The organism is Agreia sp. PsM10 (assembly GCF_030433855.1).
Classification (GTDB): domain Bacteria; phylum Actinomycetota; class Actinomycetes; order Actinomycetales; family Microbacteriaceae; genus Agreia.
On the sequence record NZ_JARUXC010000001.1, the window covers coordinates 1 to 23,612 of the forward strand.

The 23,612-nt window shown below is 67.5% G+C and carries 21 protein-coding genes and 1 tRNA gene; 10 read left to right on the plus strand and 12 right to left on the minus strand.

Going from position 1 to position 23,612, the window contains the following annotated elements; genetic code table 11:
- The first annotated feature begins 187 nt into the window (after positions 1-187).
- From QCD70_RS00005 to QCD70_RS00020, 4 genes are read left to right on the plus strand one after another with little or no spacing between them, the layout of a single operon-like run.
- The gene (locus QCD70_RS00005; RefSeq protein ID WP_301213002.1) at positions 188-583 is read left to right on the plus strand and encodes an FtsB family cell division protein; all 396 of its coding nucleotides are present in this window, start codon (positions 188-190) and stop codon (positions 581-583) included.
- On the plus strand, positions 580-1,098 hold the full coding sequence (locus QCD70_RS00010) for a DUF501 domain-containing protein (protein WP_301213003.1): 519 nt from the start codon (positions 580-582) through the stop codon (positions 1,096-1,098). Before QCD70_RS00005 ends, QCD70_RS00010 begins: the two co-directional genes overlap by 4 nt.
- Entirely contained in the window at positions 1,095-2,360 is a 1,266-nt protein-coding gene (locus QCD70_RS00015) for a S8 family peptidase (RefSeq protein WP_301213004.1), read from the plus strand. Before QCD70_RS00010 ends, QCD70_RS00015 begins: the two co-directional genes overlap by 4 nt.
- Positions 2,361-2,398: 38 nt before the next feature.
- Complete coding sequence (locus QCD70_RS00020) at positions 2,399-3,925, plus strand: NAD(P)/FAD-dependent oxidoreductase (protein ID WP_301213005.1); 1,527 nt, start codon at positions 2,399-2,401, stop codon at positions 3,923-3,925.
- Between the two features lie 48 nt (positions 3,926-3,973).
- On the opposite strand, the gene QCD70_RS00025 is transcribed toward QCD70_RS00020, so the two are convergent.
- Positions 3,974-4,960 carry an alpha/beta fold hydrolase gene (locus QCD70_RS00025; protein ID WP_301213006.1) on the minus strand — a complete coding sequence of 329 codons (987 nt, stop codon included), beginning with the start codon at positions 4,958-4,960 and terminating at the stop codon, positions 3,974-3,976.
- A 69-nt stretch (positions 4,961-5,029) separates the two neighbouring features.
- Between QCD70_RS00025 and QCD70_RS00030 the strand changes: the two genes are divergently transcribed.
- Positions 5,030-6,901 carry an alpha-amylase family protein gene (locus tag QCD70_RS00030; protein WP_301213008.1) on the plus strand — a complete coding sequence of 624 codons (1,872 nt, stop codon included), beginning with the start codon at positions 5,030-5,032 and terminating at the stop codon, positions 6,899-6,901.
- Here QCD70_RS00030 and QCD70_RS00035 read toward each other — a convergent pair.
- From QCD70_RS00035 to QCD70_RS00055, 5 genes are read right to left on the minus strand one after another with little or no spacing between them, the layout of a single operon-like run.
- Positions 6,891-7,967, minus strand: a complete 1,077-nt coding sequence (locus QCD70_RS00035) for a glycoside hydrolase family 130 protein (RefSeq protein WP_441004892.1) — start codon at positions 7,965-7,967, stop codon at positions 6,891-6,893. The genes QCD70_RS00030 and QCD70_RS00035 overlap by 11 nt on opposite strands.
- 2 nt (positions 7,968-7,969) lie before the next feature.
- On the minus strand, positions 7,970-8,803 hold the full coding sequence (locus tag QCD70_RS00040) for a carbohydrate ABC transporter permease (protein ID WP_301213010.1): 834 nt from the start codon (positions 8,801-8,803) through the stop codon (positions 7,970-7,972).
- The gene (locus QCD70_RS00045) at positions 8,803-9,723 is read right to left on the minus strand and encodes a carbohydrate ABC transporter permease (RefSeq protein ID WP_301213011.1); all 921 of its coding nucleotides are present in this window, start codon (positions 9,721-9,723) and stop codon (positions 8,803-8,805) included. The genes QCD70_RS00040 and QCD70_RS00045 overlap by 1 nt, the downstream gene beginning before the upstream one ends.
- A gap of 12 nt (positions 9,724-9,735) precedes the next feature.
- Positions 9,736-11,016, minus strand: coding sequence for an extracellular solute-binding protein (locus QCD70_RS00050; RefSeq protein WP_301213013.1), 1,281 nt, complete (start codon positions 11,014-11,016; stop codon positions 9,736-9,738).
- Complete coding sequence (locus QCD70_RS00055; protein ID WP_301213014.1) at positions 11,013-12,065, minus strand: LacI family DNA-binding transcriptional regulator; 1,053 nt, start codon at positions 12,063-12,065, stop codon at positions 11,013-11,015. Before QCD70_RS00055 ends, QCD70_RS00050 begins: the two co-directional genes overlap by 4 nt.
- Positions 12,066-12,165: 100 nt before the next feature.
- Here QCD70_RS00055 and QCD70_RS00060 point away from each other — a divergent pair.
- A tRNA-Leu gene (locus QCD70_RS00060) sits at positions 12,166-12,239 on the plus strand.
- A 67-nt stretch (positions 12,240-12,306) separates the two neighbouring features.
- On the opposite strand, the gene QCD70_RS00065 is transcribed toward QCD70_RS00060, so the two are convergent.
- The 5 genes from QCD70_RS00065 to QCD70_RS00085 all read right to left on the minus strand — a co-directional run bounded on the left by QCD70_RS00065 (position 12,307) and on the right by QCD70_RS00085 (position 16,682).
- Positions 12,307-13,290, minus strand: a complete 984-nt coding sequence (locus tag QCD70_RS00065) for a carbohydrate kinase family protein (protein WP_301213015.1) — start codon at positions 13,288-13,290, stop codon at positions 12,307-12,309.
- Positions 13,291-13,363: 73 nt separating this feature from the next.
- Positions 13,364-13,678, minus strand: coding sequence for a putative quinol monooxygenase (locus QCD70_RS00070; RefSeq protein ID WP_301213016.1), 315 nt, complete (start codon positions 13,676-13,678; stop codon positions 13,364-13,366).
- A complete protein-coding gene (locus tag QCD70_RS00075; protein ID WP_055947516.1) occupies positions 13,675-14,469 on the minus strand; it encodes an ATP-binding cassette domain-containing protein in 795 nt (264 codons plus the stop codon). The genes QCD70_RS00070 and QCD70_RS00075 overlap by 4 nt, the downstream gene beginning before the upstream one ends.
- Positions 14,466-15,512, minus strand: coding sequence for an ABC transporter permease (locus QCD70_RS00080; protein ID WP_157412138.1), 1,047 nt, complete (start codon positions 15,510-15,512; stop codon positions 14,466-14,468). The genes QCD70_RS00075 and QCD70_RS00080 overlap by 4 nt, the downstream gene beginning before the upstream one ends.
- Positions 15,513-15,581: 69 nt before the next feature.
- Positions 15,582-16,682, minus strand: coding sequence for a substrate-binding domain-containing protein (locus QCD70_RS00085; protein ID WP_055930177.1), 1,101 nt, complete (start codon positions 16,680-16,682; stop codon positions 15,582-15,584).
- 163 nt (positions 16,683-16,845) lie between these two features.
- Here QCD70_RS00085 and QCD70_RS00090 point away from each other — a divergent pair, with 163 nt between their 5' ends.
- From QCD70_RS00090 to QCD70_RS00100, 3 genes are all read left to right on the plus strand, one after another.
- The gene (locus tag QCD70_RS00090) at positions 16,846-17,838 is read left to right on the plus strand and encodes a LacI family DNA-binding transcriptional regulator (protein ID WP_200926127.1); all 993 of its coding nucleotides are present in this window, start codon (positions 16,846-16,848) and stop codon (positions 17,836-17,838) included.
- 82 nt (positions 17,839-17,920) lie between these two features.
- Positions 17,921-21,091: a GH32 C-terminal domain-containing protein gene (locus QCD70_RS00095; protein ID WP_301213019.1), complete on the plus strand. Its 3,171-nt coding sequence runs from the start codon at positions 17,921-17,923 to the stop codon at positions 21,089-21,091.
- A gap of 62 nt (positions 21,092-21,153) precedes the next feature.
- Positions 21,154-21,369, plus strand: a complete 216-nt coding sequence (locus QCD70_RS00100; RefSeq protein WP_301213020.1) for a hypothetical protein — start codon at positions 21,154-21,156, stop codon at positions 21,367-21,369.
- A 213-nt stretch (positions 21,370-21,582) separates the two neighbouring features.
- Here the strand turns inward: QCD70_RS00100 and QCD70_RS00105 are convergent, their stop codons facing one another.
- Positions 21,583-22,800 (minus strand): cupin domain-containing protein, encoded by a 1,218-nt coding sequence (locus QCD70_RS00105; protein ID WP_301213022.1) that lies wholly within the window; start codon positions 22,798-22,800, stop codon positions 21,583-21,585.
- Between the two features lie 139 nt (positions 22,801-22,939).
- Here QCD70_RS00105 and QCD70_RS00110 point away from each other — a divergent pair, with 139 nt between their 5' ends.
- Positions 22,940-23,605 (plus strand): DUF1275 family protein, encoded by a 666-nt coding sequence (locus QCD70_RS00110; protein ID WP_301213024.1) that lies wholly within the window; start codon positions 22,940-22,942, stop codon positions 23,603-23,605.
- The last annotated feature ends 7 nt before the right edge of the window (positions 23,606-23,612 follow it).

Consider the following 23,612-nt stretch of genomic DNA (forward strand, 5'->3'; position numbering starts at 1 on the left):
GGGGGGGGGGGGGGGGGGGCTAAAAGCCGGGGAGACGGGGGCGTGATGGGGGCCCCCGGGGGGCCCCCCGGGCCCCCCCCCCCCCCGCGGCCGCTGAAGGCCCCCCCCCGGGGGGGGGCCCCCCATTCCGCGTTCCCGCAGCACCTCGCCGCAGAAGTACAGCTTCCGCGTCTCGGGTCTCACCTTCGTGATCCTCGGCGTGCTCATCGTGTTCGTCGTCGTGCTCGCCCCGAGCCTGCGGCTCTACATCGAGCAGCGGCAGCAACTCGCCGCCCTGCAGCAATCGGTCGCCGACAAGAAGTCCCAGAACGCCCAGCTCGACTCCGAGGTGGCGAGGTGGAGCGACCCCGCATACATCAAGGCGCAGGCACGAGAGAGGCTCTACTTCGTCATGCCCGGCGAGACGAGCTTCCTGGTGATCGACGACCAGGCCCCGACCGCGCCGGTCGACGACACCCCCGTGAGCACCGGCATCCAGAACACCAAGGTCGACTGGCTCGGCGCGATCTTCTCGTCGGGCGTCAGCGCGGGCCTGAGCACCCAGACCCCCGAAGAACTCCAGAAATCCGGAACGATCCAGTGACGACACCTCCTTTCGATCCGCCCAGCGAGAAAGACGTCGCCACCGTGTCGGCGCAGCTCGGACGCCCGGCGCGCAACGTCATCGGCATCGCGGCGCGCTGCGTGTGCGGCGCCCCCACGGTCGTGGCCACCAAGCCCCGCCTCGAAGACGGAACGCCGTTCCCCACCCTCTACTACCTGAGCCACCCCGCCGCCACCGCCGCGATGTCTGCGCTCGAGGCCACGCAGGTCATGGCGGAGTTCCAAGACATGCTGCCGCACGACGACGATCTGCGTGCCCGGTACCTGGCCGCTCACGAGAGGTACATCGCCGACCGGGAGGGTATCGAGGTCGTCCCCGAGCTCGCCGGAGTCTCGGCTGGCGGCATGCCCGTGCGTGTCAAGTGCCTGCACGCCCTGGCCGGGCACGCCCTCGCGGCCGGCCCTGGCGTGAACCCGATCGGCGATCTGGCGCTCGAGCGCGGGCGCTGGTCGCCGACGGTCTGCGAGTGCATCGACTACGAGGCGATCGCGTGAGTGAGCGCCGCCGCACGTCACCCCTCCGGGTCGTGGCGGTCTCGGCGGCACTCGCCACCGGCATCCTCGCCGTCGCCCCCGTCGGCGACGTGCCCACGGCACGCGCCGACGCCGTGCGGAGCGCCGAGTACTGGCTCGCCGACTATGGAGTGCAGGCGGCCTGGAACACGACCCGCGGCGCGGGCGTGACCGTGGCCGTGATCGACACCGGCGTCGACGGATCGGTCGCCGACCTCGCCGGCGCTGTCGTCGGCGGCACCGACGTCTCGGGCGTCGGCGCGGCCGACGGGCAGACACCGGTCGGAGACGACGACGAGCACGGCACGATGGTCGGATCGCTGATCGCCGGCCGTGGAACCGGGGGCAACGACGGCGTGATCGGCGTCGCACCCGAAGCCTCCCTGCTCTCGATCAGCGTCGCGCTCGGCGCGGGAGTCGTGGGAACTGACGACCAGATCGCCAACGCCGTCCGCTGGGCCGTCGACAACGGCGCAGATGTCATCAACATGTCGCTCACCCGCAACAGCCTCGACTGGCCCACGAGCTGGGACGACGCCTTCCTCTATGCGGCGGACCACGACGTGGTCATCGTCGCGGCGGCCGGCAACCGGGGCAGCGGCACCACCGAGGTCGGTGCGCCGGCCACCATCCCGGGCGTTCTGACCGTCGCCGGCGTCGATCGCGGCGGCGATGCGAGTTTCGATGCGTCGAGCCAGGGCATCACGATCGCCGTCTCCGCGCCCAGCGAGCAGCTGGTCGGGGTCGTTCCGGGCGGCGGATACGTGACCTGGGCGGGAACGTCCGGAGCCACACCCATCGTGTCGGGTCTCGTCGCACTGGTACGCGCGGCGCATCCCGATCTCGACGTGGCCGGCGTCATCAACCGCATCGTCAGCACGGCCACGCCCAAGGGCGATCCGGTGCCCGGGCCGATCTACGGATACGGGCTCATCAACGCGGAGGCGGCTGTCACGGCCGACGTTCCCGCAGTCACCGAGAACCCCATGGGATCGCTGGCCCAGTGGATCGCGACCTACAGGCCGTCGCCGGATGCGTCGGGTGCGGGACCGAAGGCCATAGCGGCTCCCGAGACCGACGAGCCGGGCACGACCGCCGACCAGGCCGCGTCGTGGTGGCCGAGCGTTGCTAAACTGACGATGAACGGAATTCCCATCGCAGTGATCTCCGTGTTCCTGATGCTTCTCGCGGTGATCATCACGGCGGCAGTGGTGCATGTTCGGCGCGTGCGGCGCAGGGAGTAGATTAACTACAACACCTTCCCCCTAGGAGAGCTTTCACTGTGCCCAGAATCCTGATCGTCGGCGGCGGCTATGCCGGTTTTTACACCGCATGGAAACTCGAGAAGTGGCTCCGGCCCGGCGAAGCAGAGGTCACCGTCGTCGACCCGCTTCCCTACATGACCTACCAGCCGTTCCTGCCGGAGGTTGCCGCCGGCTCCATCGAGCCCCGGCACGCGATCGTTCCCCTGCGTCGCCACCTGAAGAAGACCGAGATCGTCGCGGCGAAGGTGACCGGCATCGACCACGCGTCGAAGACGGCCACCATCACGCCCAACATCGGTGAGCCCTACGAGTTCGCCTACGACCAGATCGTGGTCACCGCCGGATCCGTCTCGCGCACCTTCCCGATCCCGGGCGTCGCCGACGAGGCCATCGGCCTCAAGACGATCGAAGAGGCCGTCGCCATCCGCGACCGCATCCTCACGAACATGGACAAGGCGGCGGGCCTTCCCGCCGGCCCCGAGCGCGATCGTCTGCTGACCGTCGTCGTCGTCGGCGGAGGCTTCGCCGGCATCGAGATCTTCGCCGAACTGCGCTCGTTCGTCAGCGGCCTGCTCAAGCAGTACCCCGAGATCAAGTTCGAAGACACGCACTTCCACCTCATCGAGGCGATGGGCCGCATCATGCCCGAGGTCTCGCTGCCCACGAGCCTCTGGGTCATCAAGAACCTGGCCGAGCGGGGCGCCGAGATCCACCTCGACACGCAGCTCAAGTCGGCCGTCGGCGGAGTCATCGAGCTCTCGACCGGCGACAGCTTCGAGTCCGACACGATCATCTGGACCGCCGGCGTCATGGCGAGCCCGATGCTCAAGGGCACCGATCTTCCCATCGAGGAGCGCGGGCGCCTGCAGGTCCGCCCCGACCTCCGCGTGGGCACCGCGGACGACATCGTGGCCGACGCCTGGGGCGCCGGAGACGTGTCGGCCGTTCCCGACCTCTCGGGCGGCGGCGTCGGCGGATTCTGCGTGCCGAACGCCCAGCACGCGGTTCGCCAGGGCCGCTTGATGGCCAAGAACATCGTGGCCGCGCTGCGCGGCGAGAAGCTCGTCGAGTACAACCACAAGAACCTCGGAGCCGTCGCGGGTCTCGGCCTCGGCGTCGGCGCCTTCCAGTCGGGCAAGATCGCCGTCAAGGGTCTCCCCGCCTGGTTCATGCACCGCGGTTACCACGGCCTCGCGATGCCCACGTGGGAGCGCAAGATCCGTGTGATCGGCAACTGGGTGTTCAACTTCGTGCTCGGCCGCGACATCGCCTCGCTCGAGGCCCGGGTCACCCCGCGTGCCGCGTTCGAGACGTTCGCGTCGCGTCCGCGTCCGGCCGCCGACGCGCCCGCTCCGGCTCCCGCCGCGGCCGCCGCAACGGCTCCTGCCACGTCGGCCATCGCATCCGCGCCGACCGAGCCCGCGCCGGCCGCCAAGAAGCCGGCCGCCAAGCGCGCACCCAAGAAGACAGCCGACACGAGCCTGCCCTCGCCCGAGGGCGCTCCCATCGTGGTCGGCGGCGGCGACCCGGTCGACACCAAGTAGCCGCTCGAACGCGACAGCGCCCGTTCCCCTCAGGGAGCGGGCGCTTCGTCATTTCTCGTCGGGGTCGCCCATCGACTCGGCATGCATGGTCTTGCCGCGGGCGATGGTCTCGTCGTCGTGCGCGAGGATTCCGACCGTCTCGGTGACCCGACCCACGACCGCCTTCGCGGCATCCGCGGGCGGCTTCTCGTCTTCGTCGTCGGGGATGTCGTCGGCCGACAGGTCGTAGGTGCGCAGGGTGTCGTCGTCGGTTCCCGGATGTTCGGCGAACGCCACGCACAGCCTCGCCACCTCGTCGGCGTGGGCGTGCATGACCGAGTGCGCGGAGTCGGGCATCTCCCAGCTGCGGGAGTGGGGGAGAAGTTCACCCACTCGGGTGACCCAGTCGCGGGGAGCAACCGCGTCGTGCTCGCCGCAGATGACGAGGGTGTTCGCCTGAACAAGCGGCAGTCGGTCTTCGATCGGAAAGCTCATCATGCGCGGCAGTACCCGGAAGAACCACTTGAAGCCGCACAGCAGATACGAGCTGACGGCCAGGAATTTGACCCTGCCCGGCTCGTGCCACGCCGACTGCAGAAAGCGCCGCGCCTGGGTGGGGATGCGCCTCTCCGCGGGGTTCACGACGGGACCTATGAGCACCAACGTGGTGATGTCGGGCCGTCGCGAGGCGAGGTCGGTGACGATCTGGGTGCCCATCGAATGCCCGACCACGATCGGGTCGACCAGGTCGAGCTCGTCGATGACCCGGCCCACCAGGTCGGCGTAGCCCCGGATGCTCAGGGCCGACTTCGGGTGCGGCACGCCCGCGAACCCCGGCAGGTCGAGCGCGTGCACGGGGCCGAAGCGGTTGAGGTTGGGGGCGAGTCGCTCGAAGTAGTTGCTCGACACGCCGATGCCGGGAACGAGCACGAAGGGTCGGTCGCCGGTCTTGCCGATCGTGCTGACGCGTACGTAGAGCTCTCCGTCGTACACCCGATCGACGGTCACCTCCGTGGAGGAGTTCGTCTCGGGTTCCGATCGGCGTCGCCTGCTCATTATTAGAGGGTACTAAGGAGCGATCGGTAGAGTGCTGGCAGTGTGCGTGAGGGAGAAACGATGACGACAATGACCGAGCATCGTGACGGCGCGCGCCGCCCCGGCACATCGGATGCCGACTGGCAGGGGTTCGCGGAGCGTTTCGACGCGGAGTTCCCGCGGCTGGAGTCGCTCTTCACCCGCATCTACGGCGACGATCCGAGCGTGACGGGCCATCTCGCATCCCTCGTCGCCGAACTCGCCGAGTCGTGGCAGGCCCGCCCGGCCGATCTGCGGACGCTCGACGCGAAGCGGGCGGCCGATCCCGGCTGGTTCCTGTCGAACCGCATGCTGGGCGGCGTCTGCTACGTCGACCTGTACGCCGGCGACCTGTCGGGCATCCGCGAACGCATCCCGTATTTCGTCGAGCTGGGGCTCACCTACCTGCACCTGATGCCGCTGTTCCTCGCGCCGAGCGAGAACTCCGACGGCGGCTATGCGGTGTCGAGCTACAGGCAGGTCAATCCGTCGCTCGGAACGATGCAGCAGCTCACCGAGCTCGCGGCCGAGCTGCGCGGCCACGGCATCTCGCTCGTGATCGACTTCATCTTCAACCACACCTCGAACGAGCACGAGTGGGCGCGGAAGGCGCTCGCCCGTGATCCGGAGTTCGAGGACTTCTATTGGATCTTCCCCGACCGCGAGATGCCGGATGCCTATGAGCAGACGGTGCGCGAGATCTTCCCCGACGACCATCCCGGGTCGTTCGTGCAGCTCGACGACGGACGATGGATCTGGGCGACGTTCCACTCGTTCCAGTGGGACCTCAACTACTCGAATCCGGCGGTCTTCCGGGCGATGGCGGGCGAGCTGCTCTTCCTCGCCAACGCCGGTGTCGACGTGGTGCGCATGGACGCGGTGGCGTTCATCTGGAAGCGGCTCGGCACGTCCAGCGAGAACATGCCCGAGGCGCACCTGCTGCTGCAGGCGTTCAACGCGGTGTGCCGCATCGCGGTGCCGTCGCTGCTCTTCAAGTCGGAGGCCATCGTGCACCCCGACGAGGTCGTGCAGTACATCTCCCTCGAGGAATGTCAGCTCAGCTACAACCCGCTGCAGATGGCGCTCATCTGGAACTCGCTCGCGACGAGGGAGGTGGGCCTGCTGTCGCAGGCCCTCGAACGTCGCCACGCCATCGCCCCGGGAACGGCCTGGGTCAACTACGTGCGCAGCCACGACGACATCGGCTGGACCTTCGCCGACGAGGATGCCCGGGAGCTGGGCGTAGACGGCTTCGACCATCGACGCTTTCTCAACGCGTTCTATGTCAACCGTTTCGAGGGCAGCTTCTCGCGCGGCGCTCCGTTCCAGGAGAACCCGAAGACCGGGGATGCGCGCGTGTCGGGCACCACGGCATCCCTCGCCGGGCTCGAGGCGGGCGATGACGAGGCGATCTATCGCATCGTGCTGGCGCATTCGATCGTTCTCAGCACCGGCGGCATTCCGCTGCTGTATCTCGGCGACGAGGTGGGGCAGCTGAACGACTACGGCCAGCTCGAGGTGCCCGGCCAGGAGGGCGACAGCCGTTGGGTGGGGCGGCCGCGCTATCCGGCCGACCGCTACGCGTCGCGGCTCGATGCGACGACGGATGCCGGGAGCATCTACCTGAGGCTGCGTCACCTGATCGCCGTGCGGCAGGCGACCCCGGAGTTCGCCGGCGGAGACCTCGTGGCTTTCGGCACGAACAATCCGCACGTGCTGGGCTACCAGCGCTCGGGCACGTTCTACGGCGTTCCGTCGACCGTCGTGGTGCTGGCGAACTTCGCCGAGACGGAGCAGACCGTGACGCGGGAGACGCTGGCGGGGCTGCCCCCGACGGCCGACGACCTGGTGACGGCCAGCACGGTCGATCTGTGGACCGATCTCGTGCTGGAGCCGCACCAGTTCGTGTGGCTCAGGCTGTAGCCGCCCCGCGCCTGTCGAGCCGCGCGACTCCGATCTTCGAGTCGGCCATGCCGTAGAACACGAAGCGCACCCCGTCGATCGTCTCGATCGCCGTGGGGAACACGACGTTCGGCACGATACCGCTGCGTTCGTCCTCGGTCTCGGCGAACAGCAGCGGCTCCGGGCTGCGGGAGATCACTTTCGTGGGGTCGTCGCCGTCGAGGATCATGCCGCCCGCGGCGTAGTTGACTTTCTGCTGCTGGGCGAACGCGCTGTTGATCACGCCCGTCACGCCGTGGTGCAGGATGAGCCAGCCCTCGTCGACCCTTAGGGGAGGAGGTCCTCCGCCGATCTTCACGGCCTCGAACGGGAACTCGGGGCCGGCCAGGAAGCGGTGCTGCCCCCACCGCACGAGGGTGCGCGGGTCTGCCAGGACCTCGGCCAGAGGAATGAAGCTGATCCAGATGCTCTGCCGGTCGTCGGGCACGCCCTCGGGCACACGGATTCCCTCTCCCGGCTTGGTCTCGCCGAGGTCCCACATCGGGCGGTGCAGCACGGCGAGGCTCTCCGTTCCATCGGGGGCGGTCACCGGCTCGGGGAAGAAGACCGTGTCCTTGTTGTGGAAGAGGTTGAGGTCCATGTCGAGGGAGTCGTCGTAGTCGAAGAGCGCAGGCCCCAGGCGGGTCCATTCGCGGAGATCCGACGAGGTCGCGATGGCGGTGCGGGGCCCGAGCGGCCCGTAGGCGACGTACGTCATTACGTGCAGGCCGAGAACGGGGATGAAGGTCACCCGGGGGTCTTCGACGCCGGCGTTGTGGGCGCCGCGCTCCCAGCCGCGATCGGGCTCGAGCACGACGCCTTCGCGTTCGACGCCCACGGGGACGCCGTCCTCGATCACCACGCGGGCGAGGCCCACGCGGCTCACATTGCCGGTGGCCACGAGACGGGGGAGCAGATGCAGCGCGCCATCGGGAGTGTGCCCGCTGCCGGGATTGAGGACTCCCTCGGCCTCGAGATCGTTGCCCTCCTCGGGCGTCATGATGACGCCGACCCGGGTGAGCTCGTAGGGGAACGGGGTGGTGTGCATGGTCATCCTTTCACTCCCGAGCCGATGTCGGTCGAGATGAAGTAGCGCTGGAACATGATGAACAGAATGACGACGGGCCCCGCGAGCACGGCGGCACCCGCGAGGGTGGTTCCGAACGGATTGGCGGCGGTGGCGGCGACGTTCGAGATGTAGTTGGCGAGCGAGACGGCGAGTGGCTGGAGACCGGCCTCCTTGGTGATGAGGAACGGCCAGAGGAATTCGTTCCACGGGCCGATGAAGGTGAGCAGCACGACCGTGATGAGGGCCGGGCGCACGAGGGGAAGGGCGATGCGGCGCAGCACGGCGAACTCGCCGGCCCCGTCGATGCGGGCCGCTTCGAAGAGCTCCTTCGGCAGCTGCAGGAAGTACTGCCGGAAGATGATCACCGCCGTCGAGTTGATGGCGAACGGCAGGATCATGCCCAGGTAGTTGTCGCTCAGCCCGTAGTCGCGGGCGATCAGCACGTAGAGCGGCACCATCAGCAGCTGGAACGGAACCACCTGCACGAGCAGGGCCAACGCGAAGGTCACCCCGCGGCCGCGCCATTGGAGTACTGCGAGCGCGTACCCGACGAGCACACCGAAGACGAGGGTGCCGAGCAGAACCCCGCCGGTGAAGAGCCCTGGGTTGAGGAGCCCCTGGAAGAGGTTGATGCGGTCGTTGATGGCGGTGTAGTTCTCGCCGGTGATGTTCGACGGATTCGGGAACGCGCCCGCGATCGTGGGGTCGGGAGCGGTCTGCAGCGACCCGATGATCATGTAGTAGAACGGGAACAGGAACGCGACCGCGCCGATGAAGAGCACGACGCCCCGGAGGATCTTCTGGAATCTCGACATCAGTCTCGTCCTCCCGCGAAGCGGTTCTGCAGCAGTGCGACCACGAGCACCAGCACGACGAGCACGACGCCGATGGCGGCGGCCACGTCGGGCTGTCCCTGCTGCAGGCCCTTCTGGTACATGATGAGCACCGGCGAGGCCGATGCGCCGTCGGGGCCTCCGCCGCCCGTCAGCAGGTACGGCTCGGTGAAGAGGTTCGCGCCCGTGACGGTGGAGACGAGGAGCACGAGCACGGTGGCGGGCCTGACGCCCGGCACGGTCACTGAGAAGAAGCTCCGGATGGGCCCGGCTCCGTCTGTGGATGCCGATTCGTAGAGCTCTTTCGGAATGCCCTGGAGGGCCGCGAGATAGAGCAGGATGTAGAAGCCGAGCTGCTTCCACGTGACGAAGAACGCGATCGTCGGCATGGCCCAGGTCGAGTTGATGAGCCACGACGGATCGGGGGCGAGCGGACCGAGCACCGTGTTCACGAGTCCGTCGCCGTTGAACAGGAACAGCCAGATGGCCACGACCGCGACGCTCGCGGTGACGTAGGGCACGTAGTACGCGACCCGCAGGAACGTGCGGAAGTGCACGATGCGGTTCAGGCCCGAGGCGAGCAGCAGCGACAGCACCACGGTCAGCGGAACGTTGATGAGCAGGAAGATGCCCACGTTGCCGAACGAGCGGATGACCGCCGGGTCCTGGAACGCCGTCAGATAGTTGGTCAGGCCCACGAACGGCCTGTCGGCCTCGAAGCCGGGCGCCGTGAAGAAGAAGTCGTGGAACGAGATCCAGACGGAGTAGATGAGCGGATACGCGAACACCGCGATCACGAAGATCAGGTAGGGGGCGCTGAACAGCAGTCCGAGCGGGTTGCGGCCGAGGATGCGTCGTGTGCGGCCGACAGGGCGGGGCGGGTTCTCGATGAGTGTGGTCATGGTCGTCTCCCCTTACGGCTGCTTGGCGATGTCGTCGATCTTGGCCGCCGCATCCGCCAGCGCCTGTTTCACGTCCTTGCCGCCGAAGATCACGGATTGCGACCATTCGTCTCGGAACGCCTGGAGCATCTGCACAGTGTTGGGTCCGGCGGGCACGTCGACGGTGCGGGCCGCCTGGTCGCCGAACTCGGCGTAGGCGGGGTTGGCCGCGAAGTAGTCGGGGAAAGTGTCGAGCAGATCGGCGCGCAGCGGCATCTGGCCCGTGGTCTCGAGCAGCTTCTTGTCTTGATCGAGGCTCGTCGAGAACTTCGCCACGTCCCACGCCGTTCCCTGGTTGACGCAGGCGGTATAGAAGCCGATGTTCTTCGCGTCGCTGAACGTGTAGGTCTCGTCGGCGGGAATTCCGTCTTGGGTGGGAACCGGAACGGAACCCCAGTTCACCCCGTCGTAGACCGAGACCGCCCACGGGCCGACGATCGCCATAGCCGCCTTGCCGTCTCCGAACGCGTCGCCCGTGTATTTCTCCTGGCCGGCGAGCCCGTCGGCGTAGAGGGTCGACCAGAATTCGCCGACGCCGTCGCCGGCCTCGTCGTCGAACGTGGCCTTGTCGTCCTCCACGACCAGCTTGCCCCCGGTCTGCGCGGCGTACAGCGGGTAGAAGTCGAACTGCATCTGGAAGAACTCGCTCGTCGGTGCGGGCCAGATCGCGTAGTCGGCGCCGCCCTTCTCGACGACGGTCTTCGACGCGGCGAGGAAGTCGGCATAGGTCGAGAGCTGGGGGTCGTCGGGATCGAGCCCGGCTTTTTCGAAGATGTCCTTGTTGTAGAAGATGACGACGGGGTTCGACTTCCACGGGAGCTGGAAGTAGTCGCCGTCGGCGTTCTGGTACTGCGTCGACAGGTCGCCGGACCGGTCTTCGATGTACTCCGCGCCATCCGGCAGCGACGAGATGTCGACGAGTCCGCCCGCCTTCTCGAACTGGCCGACCGCGCTCGGGGCGGTGTTGTAGATCAGGCAGGGCGCGTTTCCGGCCGTGATGGCGGCGCCGATGACCTCCTCGCTCGACCGGCCGGCGGGGATCTCCTGGCCCGTGACCTTCTCGTCGGGGTGCTCGGCGTTCCAGGCTTCGACCATCTGCTTGCCCCAGGCGACCTCCTGCTCGTTGTTCGAGTACCAGATCGTGATGGGTCCGTGGTCGTCGGGTGATCCGCCCGAGCCGCCGCGCGAGCACGCCGTGAGCGCCAGCGCCCCGACGATCAGCGCGGCCGCGGCCACAGCTCGTCTCTTCTTCATCGTTGTCTCCTGTCTGTGTTCGTCTCCGTCGGCGCCGTCGCCGTGGAATCCCGAACCACCAGTTCTGCGGGGGCGAGTTCGATGTCGCCCACCTCGTCGCCGCTGACCAGCCGCAGCAGGGTGTCGGCGGCCGTGAATCCCCAGCCCCGGGCATCCGTCGCCACCGTCGTGAGCGCCGGCTCGATGTAGCGGCCGATCGCCGAGTCGTCGAAGCCGACGATCGACACGTCGCGCGGAACGTCGAGGCCGGCGCGCCGGGCCACGCCGATGCCGGCGATCGCCATCGCGTCGTTCGCGTAGACGATCGCGGTGGGCCTCTCGGCACGGTCGAGCAGCTCCGCGGTGGCGCGCGCCCCATCGGCGGCGGTGAAGTCGGTCTCGACGACGACCGGTGCCGCGAGGTTCGACGACGCGACGGCCTGCAGGAACGACGCCTTGCGTCGGGCGGCGTGCAACAGGCGGTCCGGGCCCGCGACGTGGGCGATGCGCGTGTGGCCCAGGCTTACGAGGTGCCGCACGGCGTCGTGGATGGCCGGGGCGTCGTCGAGGGTCACGGCGGGAATGGCGCTTGCGTCGACGTCGGTGCGGCCCAGCGAGATCGCGCGCAGACCGATCTCTCGCAGCAGGGATACACGGGAATCCGCGGCCCTGAGGTCGGTGAGGATCACGCCGTCGACGCGGCGCTCGGCCGCCAGCCTGCGGTAGGTGGCCTCTTCGAGGCGTTCGTCGCCCACGACGCTCAGAACCAGCGACTGGCCACGAGGGGCCAGCACCCGTTCGACGCCCGAGATGAAGGAGGGGAAGAAGGAGTCGTCGGCGATGATCTCGGGATCGCGGGCGATGACGAGCCCCACGGCGAACGACACGTCGGAGCTGAGCGAGCGTGCCCGCACGCTGGGGGACCAGCCGAGCTCCTCGGCCGCGGCGAGGATGCGCGTGCGGCTCTCGGGCGACACCCCCGGGCGGTCATTGAGCGCGAACGACACGAGGCCCTTGCTGACCCCGGCGGCGCGGGCCACGTCGGCGATCGTCGGGCGGGATGCCTGCATCGCGATCTCCTCATTGAGTCGGCTAAACCGGTTTAGAGACAAGCTAGACCCGTTCGGCGCCCCGGTCAAGGGAGGGTTCGGTAGTCTCGAGGGTGCGCGGGCCCCCATAGCCCAATCGGCAGAGGCAGACGACTTAAAATCGTTTCAGTCAGGGTTCGAGTCCCTGTGGGGGTACTTGCGACGCTCTCCCACATCGCACATCACGCGGCTTGACCACCGTCGCCCTCGACGACGTCACCGTTCACTGAGAGACGCGTGAAGCCCTGCCCGGGAAACCGATCTCCGCACGAGTCGGGGGATTGGCTCCGGGGCGGGAGACGGTGATGGCGGCGCAGCGCACCGCGTAGTCGCCGATGTCGGTGAGCAGGGCCGCATCGAAGGCGCCTCCGCTGCGCAGCGCCTCGGCCGACACGCCCTCGTCGCGGAGTCCGGCGATGGAGTCGATCAGGGCACTCATGAATGAGTCGCCCGCGCCGATGGTGTCTGCGACCTCGACGGCGACACCGGGCACGGTCAAGCGCAGCGAACGCGTGGCCAGCAATGCGCCGGCGCTGCCCAGGGTCACCGTCACGAGTCCGACGCCGAAGCGGAGGATGCGCTCGACCGCGGCCTCGAGACCGAGCCCGGGATACAGCCACTCGGCGTCTTCGTCGCTGAGCTTCACGACGGCAGCAAGGGCCGCGATCTGCTCGAATCGGGCGAGGGCAGCTCCGTGGTCCGCCACGATGCTGGGCCGCATGTTCGGGTCGAAGCAGATGAGAGGCGGGCGCCCGGAGCCGACGAGCTGCCTCAGCAAAGACACGACAGTGCTTCCGCCCGGCTCGAGGAACGCTCCGATCGAGCCGACGTGCACGATGTCCGATCCGGTCAGGATCGGGTCGTCGACGCTGAGGCCGATGGGTAGAGACCAGCGGAGATCGAACACGTACTCGGCCGAGCCGTCGGCGCCGAGGTATGCCGTCGCCGTCGAGGTCGGCTCATCGCGAACCGAACCGAAGGCGAGCGTCACGCCGGCCTCCCTCAGATGCTCGGCGATCGAGGCGCCGCGGGCATCGTCGCCGATACGCGTGACGAGAGCCACGGGCCTGTTCAACCGGGCCAGGCCCAGCGCTATGTTCATCGGCGATCCGCCCGGATGCTCCGCGCAGGGTGCGCCGTCGGACCCCGCGATCACGTCGACGAGGGATTCACCGATTGCGGTGACAGCGGTGAGCGGGAGCGACACGGAGGGCCTTTCGGGGCAAGGAAACGGCTCTGCCCGCCCGGAAGCAGCAGGCAGAGCCATCGTGGGGAATCGGTCAGCTCGACAGCGGCTGCAGCCAGGTCAGCTGCGAGCCGTCCTCGACGATCAGGGGAGCGAGCTTGTCATTGAACACGCGGCCGTAGGGCGCCGTGATGTGCGCCGTGAACGCGTCGTCGTCGCGATAGACCTCGTACACGAAGAACCGCGAGGGCTCCGTGCTTACCTGATAGGGCGCGAACTCGACGCATCCGGGTTCGCGTCTCACGTCGTCTGCCAGCCCGGCCAAGAGGCCGGCGATCGTCTCCTCGCATCCGGGCAGCGCCGTGAACTCGGCGTACAGCACCTTCGGCGCGGGTGCGTCGGCACTCATGCGGTCGCCGCACCCGTCATGATCGCGACGGCGTCGGTCATGGAGTGCGATTGCGGCGTGATGGTCGCCGCCCGCTTGCCGAGTCGCTGAATGTGGATGCGATCGGCCACGTCGAACACGTGCGGCATGTTGTGACTGATCAGGATGACGGGCACACCGCGGTCGCGCAGGTTGCGGATGAGCTCGAGAACCTGGTTCGACTCGCGCACTCCGAGGGCGGCCGTCGGCTCGTCCAGGACCACGACTTTCGATCCGAACGCCGCAGATCGGGCGACGGCGACGGCCTGCCGCTGCCCTCCGGAGAGGTTCTCGACGGGAACGGTCACGTCTTGGAGCGTCGAGATGCCGAGCTTCGTCAGCTCCTCTTTCGCCTCGCGGCGCATGCCGGCCGTGTCGAGCATGCGGAAGACCGATCCCAGCACGCCCTTCTTGCGCTTCTCCCGACCGAGGTAGAGATTGGATGCCACATCGAGGGCGGGGGAGACGGCCAGATTCTGGTAGACGGTCTCGATGCCGGCCACGCGAGCGTCCTGCGGGCGTTTGAACGAGACCTTCTTGCCGTCGAGGAAGATCTCACCCTCGTCGGGGATCTCGGCGCCGGTGAGGCACTTGATGAGCGTCGATTTGCCGGCTCCGTTGTCGCCGATGATGGCGAGCACCTCGCCCGGGTAGAGTTCGAGGCTCACACCGTCGAGGCCCACGACGCGGCCGAAGGTCTTGACGAGCCGGCGAGCCTGAAGAACGGGCGTTCGCGTCTCGGCCTCGGGGACGACACTGTCTGTGATGGTCACTTGCGTACCTTTCGAATCCACTGGTCGATGCCGACCGCGACGATGATGAGGATGCCCACGGCGAGCGTCTGGTAGAGCACGTCGAGTCCCGCGAGCGAGAGTCCGTTGCGGAAGACACCCACGATGAGGGCTCCGAGCAGGGTTCCCCAGATGGTGCCGCGACCGCCGAACAGGCTCGTTCCGCCGATGACGACGGCCGTGATGGAGTCGAGGTTCAGGTCGGCGCCGGCGTTCGGGCTGGCCGCGTTGCTGCGGCCGATCTGGATCCAGGCGCCGACGGCCAGGATGGCGCCGGCCGCGATGTAGACGCTGACGAGCACGCGGTTGACGCTGATTCCGGCGAGGCGCGCGGCCTCCTTGTCATCGCCGACGGCGTAGACGTGGCGACCCCAGGCCGTCTTGCCCAGGATGAAGGCGACGACGATGTAGAGGGCGAGCATGATGATCACGCCGAAGCTGACCCGCACACCGAACAGGTCGAAGGTCTGGCCCGTCGACGGCAGCAGCGCCGGCATGTCGGAGCCGCGAACGGTGGATCCCGACGAGTAGAGCAGGGTGAGGGCGACGAAGATGTTCAGGGTGCCCAGCGTCACGATGAACGGGGGCAGTCTGAGCTTGGTCACCAGCAGGCCGTTGAACAGTCCGGCGGCGACGGCGACCAGAATGCCGATCAGCAACGCCAGGAAGGCGGGGACCCCGTTCTGCGTCGCGGTCTGCGCCATCACCATCGAGGCCAGCACCATGACCGCGCCGACCGAGAGGTCGATTCCCGCGGTGAGAATGATCAGCGTCTGCGCCACGGCGAGGGTTCCGACGACGGCGACCTGCTGCGTGATCAGGGAGAGATTGGCGGGGGCGAGGAACCTGTCATTGAGGATGCCGAAGACGATGATGGCGATGACGAGGACCACGGCCGGGCTGACCGCCGGGTAGCGGTGGAGAACGCCTCGCACACGATCGATGGGTGTGCGGCGGTCGAGGAACTCGGAAGCGAGAGCGAGTGAAGACGTCGGTGGGTTGGTCACCGGGTTGGGAGAAGTCACGAGGGCCTTTCTGGGGGAGGGGAGGCAAGGGAATGCCGGGGGTGGAGAGCTCCACCCCCGGCTGTCGGGCTACTCGCCCCAGCAGATGTCGGTCGCGTCGGCGGCCGTGATGCTCTCGAGCCCGTCGACGGGCTTGTCGGTGACCAGAGCCGAGCCGGTGTCGAAGAAGTCGAGTCCTGCGCTCGTCGAGGGCTTCGTGCCGTCGGTGGCGAGCTTGGCGATGGCCTCGACACCGAGTTCGGCCATCTTCACGGGGTACTGCTGAGCCGTCGCTCCGATGACGCCGTCAGCCACGTTCTTGACGCCGGAGCATCCGCCGTCGATCGAGACGAGCAGCACGTCCTTCTCCTTGCCGGCGGCCTGGAGCGCCTGATACGCGCCGTAGGCGGCCGGCTCGTTGATCGTGTAGACCACGTTGATGTCGGAATTCTTCGACAGCAGCGTCTCCATGGCCGTGCGGCCGCCGTCTTCGGCTCCGTCGGTGGCTTCGTTGCCGACGAGCTCGTAGTCGCCGCCGCTGTAGGAGCCGGTCTTGGCCTCGTCGCCGTTCTTCTGGTCGTCGACGGTGTCGATGCCCATTCCCGTCAGGAAGCCCTGGTCTCTGTTGTAGTCGACCGAGACGACCTTGTCGTTGAACAGGTCGAGCATGGCGATGGTGGCCTTCTCGCCGCCGAGCTGAGCCGCGGTCCACTTGCCGATCGACTCTCCCGCCTTGAAGTTGTCGGTGGCGAAGGTGATGTCGACGGCGTCGGCCGGGTCGGGCGGCGTGTCGAGCGCAATGACGTAGAGGCCTGCGTCACGCGCCTTCTGGATGGCGTCGACGACCGAGGGGCCGTTGGGGGTGATGAGAATACCCTTGTCTCCCTTGGAGATCGCGTTCTCGATGGCCTGGATCTGGGTGTCCTCGTCGCCGTCCTCCTTGCCCGCAGCCAGCGTCAGCTTGACGCCGGCCTTGTCTGCAGCGGCCTTGGCGCCGTCTTCCATGGCGACGAAGAAGGGGTTGGTCGTGGTCTTCACGATGAGGGTGACGCCGACGTCACCGCCGCCGTCGGCCGAGTCGGTGCTGGTGGATGCGCCACCGCTCGAGCAGGCGGCGAGACCCACGGAGGCGACGAGCGCGATGGTGCCGAAGCCGGCGAGCCGGGCGATGGGCGATGTGCGTGTGTTCATGGAGTCCTCATTGGCTCAGGGGGCGATCTGCCCGACAACGATGTCAGGTATAGGTATAGGGGTCCTCGATCGGTAGAGTCAAGTTAATCCTCGAAGAAGAAGAGCAGTTATGACATCGTTATCAGATCCCAAGCGAAGCGAAGCCCTTCGTCGCCGGCCCACAATGAAGAACGTGGCAGACCTGGCGGGGGTGGGTGTGAAGACCGTCTCGCGAGTGATCAACCGCGAGCCCCATGTGTCGGAAGAGACCATTGCCAGGGTGCGTCGGGCCGCTGAACAGCTGCATTATCAACCCGACATCCAGGCCGGTAACCTGCGGCGTGCCGACAGGCGCACCGACACGCTCGGACTGCTCGTCGGCAGCGTGGCCAACCCGTTCTCGGCTGCAGTTCACCGTGCTGTCGAAGACATCGCGCTCGAGCGGCATGTCGCGGTGTTCGCGTCGAGCCTCGACGAGGATCCCGAGCGCGAGTTGTCGTCGGTGAACGCCTTTCTTCGCAGGCGGGTCGACGGTCTCATCCTCACGACGATCCAGCCCAGCCAGGCCTATCTCGGCATCCAGCTCGACCAGGGCGTGCCCATCGTGTTCGTCGACCGCCGACCCCACGGAATCGAGGCGGACACGGTGATGACCGAGAACGCCGAGGGGGCGTCCGGCGCGGTCGAGCATCTCCTTGCCATGGGTCACCGGCGCATCGCCTACCTCGGCGACGATGAGAAGATCTTCACGGCGAGGGAGCGGAAGCGCGGCTACCTCGACACACTGCGGCGCGCGGGCATCGCTCCGGATGACCGGCTTGTGATCGACAATCTCGACGACGAGGCGAAGGCATCCGCTGCTGTCGCAGACCTGCTTGCGCTCGACGACCCGCCCACCGCCATTTTCAGCGCCCAGAACCTCATCACCGTCGGCGTGATCACGTCGCTCAGGTCGGCGGGAGCGTCGACGCGGGTCGCCCTCGTCGGCTTCGACGACGTGCCCATGGCGGCCCTGCTCGAACCGGCGGTCACCGTGATGGCGCAGGACCCGGCATCCATCGGAGAGATCGCCGCCCGCCGCGTCTTCGATCGCCTCGACGGGCTCGACGAGCCGGCCCGGGACTTCATCGTGCCGACCCGGCTCATCGTGAGAGGCTCCGGAGAAATCCGCCCTTGAATTGTTCGATGGACATTCCGTAACATCGCTCGCGATCGATGACATCGATGTCATCGCGACAACGCGCAGTGAAGGGCGTCCTGTGAATCATCACGAACAACAGCAGCAGAAAGTCAGAAAACGAGCCGGTTCCGTCACGCGAATAGCGGCAGCCGCCGGCGCATTCCTCCTCGTGACCGCCGCGGTCTCGGGTGCCGCGTCGACGGCCGCAGCACAGCCTACGGCCGCAGCCCAACCGACGGCAGCAGCCGCCGAGGCTGCTCCGCCGGCCGAGCCCTATCGCCCCTACCTCGGGTACAGCCCCGAGAAGAACTGGATGAACGATCCCAACGGGCTCGTCTACTACCAGGGCGTCTATCACCTCTTCTATCAGTACAACCCCTTCGGCACGACGTGGGGCAACATGAGCTGGGGTCACGCCACGAGCACCGATCTCGTGCACTGGTCCGAGCAGCCGCTCGCGATTCCCCAAGACGCCGACGCAGACATCTTCTCCGGCTCCATCGTCGTCGACCACGACAACACCTCCGGTCTCGGAACAGCAGACAACCCGCCGCTGGTCGCCATGTACACGGCCGCCTACAAGACGGGCAAGCAGGCGCAGGCGCTCGCGTACAGCACCGACGCAGGAGCGACCTGGATCAAGTACTCCGGCAACCCGATCCTCGATCGCGACTCGAACAACTTCAGAGACCCGCACATGTTCTGGTACGACGGTGGGTCACCCGAGAACTCCTACTGGGTCGTCGCGACCGTCGAGGCGACAGAGCACCGCGTGCTGCTCTACCGCTCCGACAACCTGATCGACTGGACCTACCTCAGCGACTTCGGCCCGGCGAACGCCACGGCCGGCATCTGGGAGTGCCCCGATCTCTTCCCGCTCGCCGTGGATGGCGATCCCGCCAACACCAAGTGGGTGATGGTCGTGAACCTCAACCCCGGCGCCGTGTCCGGCGGCTCCGGCGGCCAGTACTTCGTGGGTGACTTCGACGGCACCACATTCACGTCCGATACGACCAAGCCGACCGACTCCCTGCCGGAGGGCGACCTGTTCGCAGGATTCGATGACGGAACCTACTCGGGGTGGACTACCGCCAATGAGCCGGGAAACTGGAAGAACGGACCCTTCGGAGACCAGCCCGCCACCGGTGCGATCGACGGGCAGCAGACGGTCGTGGGTCAGATCGGCACTGGACTCATCAACGGGTTCAACGACGGAGACTGGCCCGTCGGAAGCGTGTCGTCGCCCGACTTCACGGTCAGCAAGGACTACGTCAACTTCTTAGTCGGCGGCGGCAAGCACCCCCATGTCGACGGCAGCCAGCTGGGCAACGAGCCCCCCGCCGACAGTGAACTGCTCTTCGACGGATTCGAGTACCCGGGAACCGAGAGCGTCGTCGATCACGGTTGGACCGTGGCGGGTGACTTCGTCGCCGAACGCAACCCGGCGACATCCGGGGGCGACTACGCGATCGGTGCGAAGCGCATCAACACCTGGGAGGGCGGCGCCAAGGGAGACGACAACGTCGGGACTCTCACGTCGGATGTCTTCACCGTCGACAAGTCCTTCGTCAGCATGCTGGTCGGAGGAGGCAAGCGCGATGCGGCGAGCGGCCAGGTCCTGCAGGCCGAACTCCTCATCGACGGAAACGTCGTCGACACCGCCTCGGGGGAGAACGACGGAGCCTTGAACTGGAAGAGCTGGGACGTCAGCGACTACCAGGGCCAGCAGGCGCAGATCCGCGTCAACGACCAGGCGACCGGGGGATGGGGCCACCTCACCCTCGACGAGGTCGTTCTGGCCGACAGCCCGGCGCTCGTGCGCAGCAATGAGACCTCGGTCAACCTGGTCGTCGACGGCCAGGTGGTGCGCAGCACGACGGGCAATGACAGCGAGACCCTCGACTGGGCCGCGTGGGATGTCTCCGACCTGATCGGAAAGACGGCGCACATCTCGGTCGTCGACAACAACCGCGCCGGATGGGGCCACATTCTCGCCGACCAGTTCCTGTTCTCCGACGCCGCCGCCGCGCCCCGCATCGAGTCGTACGACTGGCTCGACTGGGGTCGCGACTTCTACGCGGGAGTCACCTACGACAATGCACCCGACGGCAAGCGCATCATGGTCGCCTGGATGAACAACTGGGAGTACGCGAACGACATCCCGACCGGTCAGTGGAGGAGCGCGATGGCACTGCCGCGCGAGCTCTCCCTGAAGACCATCGATGGACAGCCGAAGCTCGTCTCCGAGGTCACCCCCCAGGTCGACGGGCTGTCGAAGCCGTTCGCCGCAGTGACGGTGCCTGTCGGCCCCGTCGCCGAGGGCGAGACGGCTCTGCCCGTCGACGGCGTCGGCGCGGTCTACCGAGTGGATGCCGTGCTCAAGCCGGGTACGGCGTCGAGCTTCGGTCTCGCCCTGCGCACGTCGAGCGACGGCACGCAGTCGACACCGCTCACCTACGACACCGCATCCGGATCGTTGAGTCTCGACCGACGCGCATCGGGCGACGTCTCGTTCAACCCGACGTTCTCGTCTGTCGAGACGGCGCCCGTGGCGCTGGATGACGACGGGCGTCTGCGGCTCGAGGTCTACGTCGACAACGCGTCGGTGCAGGCCTTCGCGCAGGGCGGTTCGACGACGATCACCGATCAGGTGTTCCCCGACCCGTCGTCGACGGGCATCTCGCTCCTGTCGACCGGAGGCTCCGCCGAGATCGAGAGCCTGACGATCACGCCGCTGTACGGAGGAATGTACGACCCGCAGCCGGTGCTCGAGACTCCCGGCGCTCCGACATCGGTGGCGGCGACGTCGACCGAAGCGGGCGCCGCGACCATCACGTGGGCTGCGCCGGATGACGACGGCGGGTCGCCGGTCACGTCGTACGTCGTGCGAGCGGTTGCTGCGGATGCGCGGGCAGCGGGCTCGGTGTGCGACGTGACGGCGACGGAATGCCGTGTCACCGGGCTCGAGCCGGGTTCCGTGGCGAGCTTCACCGTGACGGCCCGCAACCTGGTCGGAGAAGGTGCGAGCTCTGCTCCGGTCGACGTTCGGATCGCGGAGGCGGCCGGAACCTCGACGGCGCCGCCGTCGAGCGGTGCTTCGTCGGTGCCGGCCAGCGGCTCGCAGGGTGGGCTCGCGGCAACGGGCCTGTCCGTCGGGATGGCCGGAGTGATGGCTGCGCTGCTGCTCGCCGCGGGGGCGACGACTCTGTGGGTCAGGCTGCGCATCCGTCGCAGTCGGTCCATGGGCTGACGAGTCGGCGTGTGCCGCACACACCCGGTGTACGGCACACGCACGGGTAGAGTCGGACCGTCATGATGCCAGAAACGTACCGAGCGCGTCTCGTGAACCCCGACGGCAGCATCGCTGCGCTCATCGAAATGGAGCTGGTGGGAGGAACGCCCGAGCCCACCCTCGAACTGCACGAGCAGCGCACAGCGGAGACGGTCGCGGTGATCGTCTTCACCCTCAGTGAGGCGACGTGGACTCCGGGCCAGGAGGCCGTGTACACGTACTCGAGCGGGCGATAGCGAGGGTGGCGTTCGCGCCCTCGGCCACCGCCCGAGCGAGAACCTCGGCGACCACGGGCGATCCCGTCGCCGAATCGAGAAATCGGCGTGCGCTCTCGCTGACGGATCCGCGGCGGGTCGCGTCGACGACGATCTCCCGCACGCTCTCCCGCTTCCCTGGAGGCAGCGTCGCGACGACGCGGTCCGCCTCGGTCAGAAGTCGCTGATCCATCGCTACTTCCCCGGAATAGGCACGATGCCCTGGGTTCCCTTCGGGAACGTCGCCAGGGTCTCGATGGGGATGTTGAGGTGCGCGGAGACGAGAGCGGGCGGAAGGTGACTCAACCAGTTCGCCAACGACACCTCCTCGTAGTGGTCGCTGCGGAAGGTCTCGATGTAGATGAGCACGTCGTCGCCCGTGTTCTCGATGTAGTGTCCGAGGTTGCGGCGCACGACACCGACGTCGCCCGCCTTGAAGTCGGTGGTGTTGGCGTGCGGGCCCGTGTTGAACACGGTCATACGGCCCTGCCCCTGCAGGTAGTACTGCCACTCGTCGGCGTTGGGGTGCCAGTGCAGCTCGCGCATCGATCCGGGGTTGATGGTGGTGAGTGCGGCGGCGACGGTCTTGGATGCGCGGAAGTTGCTGCTGTCGGCGATCTGGATGCGGCCACCGCTGTTCTCGTACGCGGGAGTCGACCGGGAGAGTCGGAAGATGACGGGCTCGTCGCCCCATTCGACGCCGGCGGATGCCTGGTCGGTCTCGAGATCGCCCGGCTCGTTACCGGGGAAGATCCAGAGGTTGTGGAGGGGGATGTCCTTGAAGACCTCCTGCGCGACGCCGAAGTTCTTCGCGAGCACCTCCGGCGGCGTGTGTGCGAACCAGTCGGTCAGGAGCAGAGTGTTGCTCTCGGACTGCTCGCCGTCGTCGAAGGCGAGAACGAACTCGGCCCCATCGGGCCCCATGCCCTGCAGTGAGTGGGGGAGTCCGGCGGGGAAGTACCAGAGGTCGCCCGCCTCGACGTCCTCGACGCTCGGCAGCCCTTCTCTGCTCAGAGTGGTGACGCGGCATTTTCCCCGGGTCATCAGGGCCCACTCGGCGGTCTGGTGCCAGTGCAGCTCGCGGATTCCGCCCGGCTCGAGATACATGTTCACCCCGGCGATCTCGTTCGAGATCGCGAAGTCGGACTGGGTGAGCTCACGGGCCCAGCCGCCGTCCTGCACCCGGCGCGGGGAGATGTTAAACGACGACCAGAAGAACGCCTGGGTGCTGATGTCGGTGGGCGGCGCATCCATCTGATTCGGGAACTGGCTCTCGATCACCAGGTTCTGCGGCCCGGTCATCGTGGTGCTCTGGGGGTTGTCGCCCGTATTCACGATTCCTTCGGCGGGCAGGTCGGGGTTCCCGAACGTTGCCGGCTCGTGGTGCGGGGTTGTCGGTTCGTCGGTGCCCATGGCGCTCTCCTTCGTCGTGTTCCCTCCAGCAAAGCCCTCGAGACGCGGCGGCGCATACGACTTTTGACGCAACCTCCCGGGCGCAGGATTCAGACATCTGACGTACGCCCTGGATGCCCGGGCCGGACACAGTGGGAGAGTGTCCGCGCACCGATCCGTCCGCCTGACGACGATGGCCGTCGTCCTGGCTTTCGCCGCGGGCGCCACGGATGCCTTCGCTTTCCTCCAGCTCCTCGGCGTCTTCACCGCGAACATGACCGGCAACCTCGTGCTCGCCGGTCTGACCGAACGAAGCGGGTACTCGACCTCGATCGGAGGCATTCTCGTGGCTCTCGTCGTCTTCGTCGTTGTGCTCTACGTCGCGTTCCGAGCGGCGCCCAACGGTGAACGGAGGGGCGCCCTGATCGGCGTTCTCGCCGCCGCGACGCTCGCGCAGCTCGTGGTGCTCGTCATCTGGGCAGCATCGCCGGGCACGAAGACGATGCCCCTGATCATGGTCTCGATCGGGCTGTCGGCGTCGGCGATGGCCTGCCAGACCGTCGTCGCCAAGCGTCTGGATGGCGAGTCCGGGGTCACCACCACCTACGCGACCGGCACGCTGACCAGCATCATGGCCGACGCCGCCGATCGACGACAGCAGGATCTGCTCACGCGAGTCGGAGTGCTCGTGGCTCTCGTTCTCGGAGCGCTGTCGGGATCCCTGCTCATCGGAGTGTCGCCGACTCTCGGGGCCGCCCTGCCCGTGGTTCCGGCCATCGCCGGCGTCGTCCTGCTTGCCCGCCTCGGGATCGCGTCACGCACATAGACTCTTG

What these genes read in the sequence shown, in the direction of transcription:
- QCD70_RS00025 (WP_301213006.1), bottom strand. Translation starts at nt 4,960, where the DNA reads ATGAGCAGGCGACGCCGATCGGAACCCGAGACGAACTCCTCCACGGAG.
- QCD70_RS00030 (WP_301213008.1), top strand. Translation starts at nt 5,030, where the DNA reads ATGACCGAGCATCGTGACGGCGCGCGCCGCCCCGGCACATCGGATGCC.
- QCD70_RS00035 (WP_441004892.1), bottom strand. Translation starts at nt 7,967, where the DNA reads ATGCACACCACCCCGTTCCCCTACGAGCTCACCCGGGTCGGCGTCATC.
- QCD70_RS00040 (WP_301213010.1), bottom strand. Translation starts at nt 8,803, where the DNA reads ATGTCGAGATTCCAGAAGATCCTCCGGGGCGTCGTGCTCTTCATCGGC.
- QCD70_RS00045 (WP_301213011.1), bottom strand. Translation starts at nt 9,723, where the DNA reads ATGACCACACTCATCGAGAACCCGCCCCGCCCTGTCGGCCGCACACGA.
- QCD70_RS00050 (WP_301213013.1), bottom strand. Translation starts at nt 11,016, where the DNA reads ATGAAGAAGAGACGAGCTGTGGCCGCGGCCGCGCTGATCGTCGGGGCG.
- QCD70_RS00055 (WP_301213014.1), bottom strand. Translation starts at nt 12,065, where the DNA reads ATGCAGGCATCCCGCCCGACGATCGCCGACGTGGCCCGCGCCGCCGGG.
- QCD70_RS00070 (WP_301213016.1), bottom strand. Translation starts at nt 13,678, where the DNA reads ATGAGTGCCGACGCACCCGCGCCGAAGGTGCTGTACGCCGAGTTCACG.
- QCD70_RS00085 (WP_055930177.1), bottom strand. Translation starts at nt 16,682, where the DNA reads ATGAACACACGCACATCGCCCATCGCCCGGCTCGCCGGCTTCGGCACC.
- QCD70_RS00090 (WP_200926127.1), top strand. Translation starts at nt 16,846, where the DNA reads ATGAAGAACGTGGCAGACCTGGCGGGGGTGGGTGTGAAGACCGTCTCG.
- QCD70_RS00100 (WP_301213020.1), top strand. Translation starts at nt 21,154, where the DNA reads ATGATGCCAGAAACGTACCGAGCGCGTCTCGTGAACCCCGACGGCAGC.
- QCD70_RS00105 (WP_301213022.1), bottom strand. Translation starts at nt 22,800, where the DNA reads ATGGGCACCGACGAACCGACAACCCCGCACCACGAGCCGGCAACGTTC.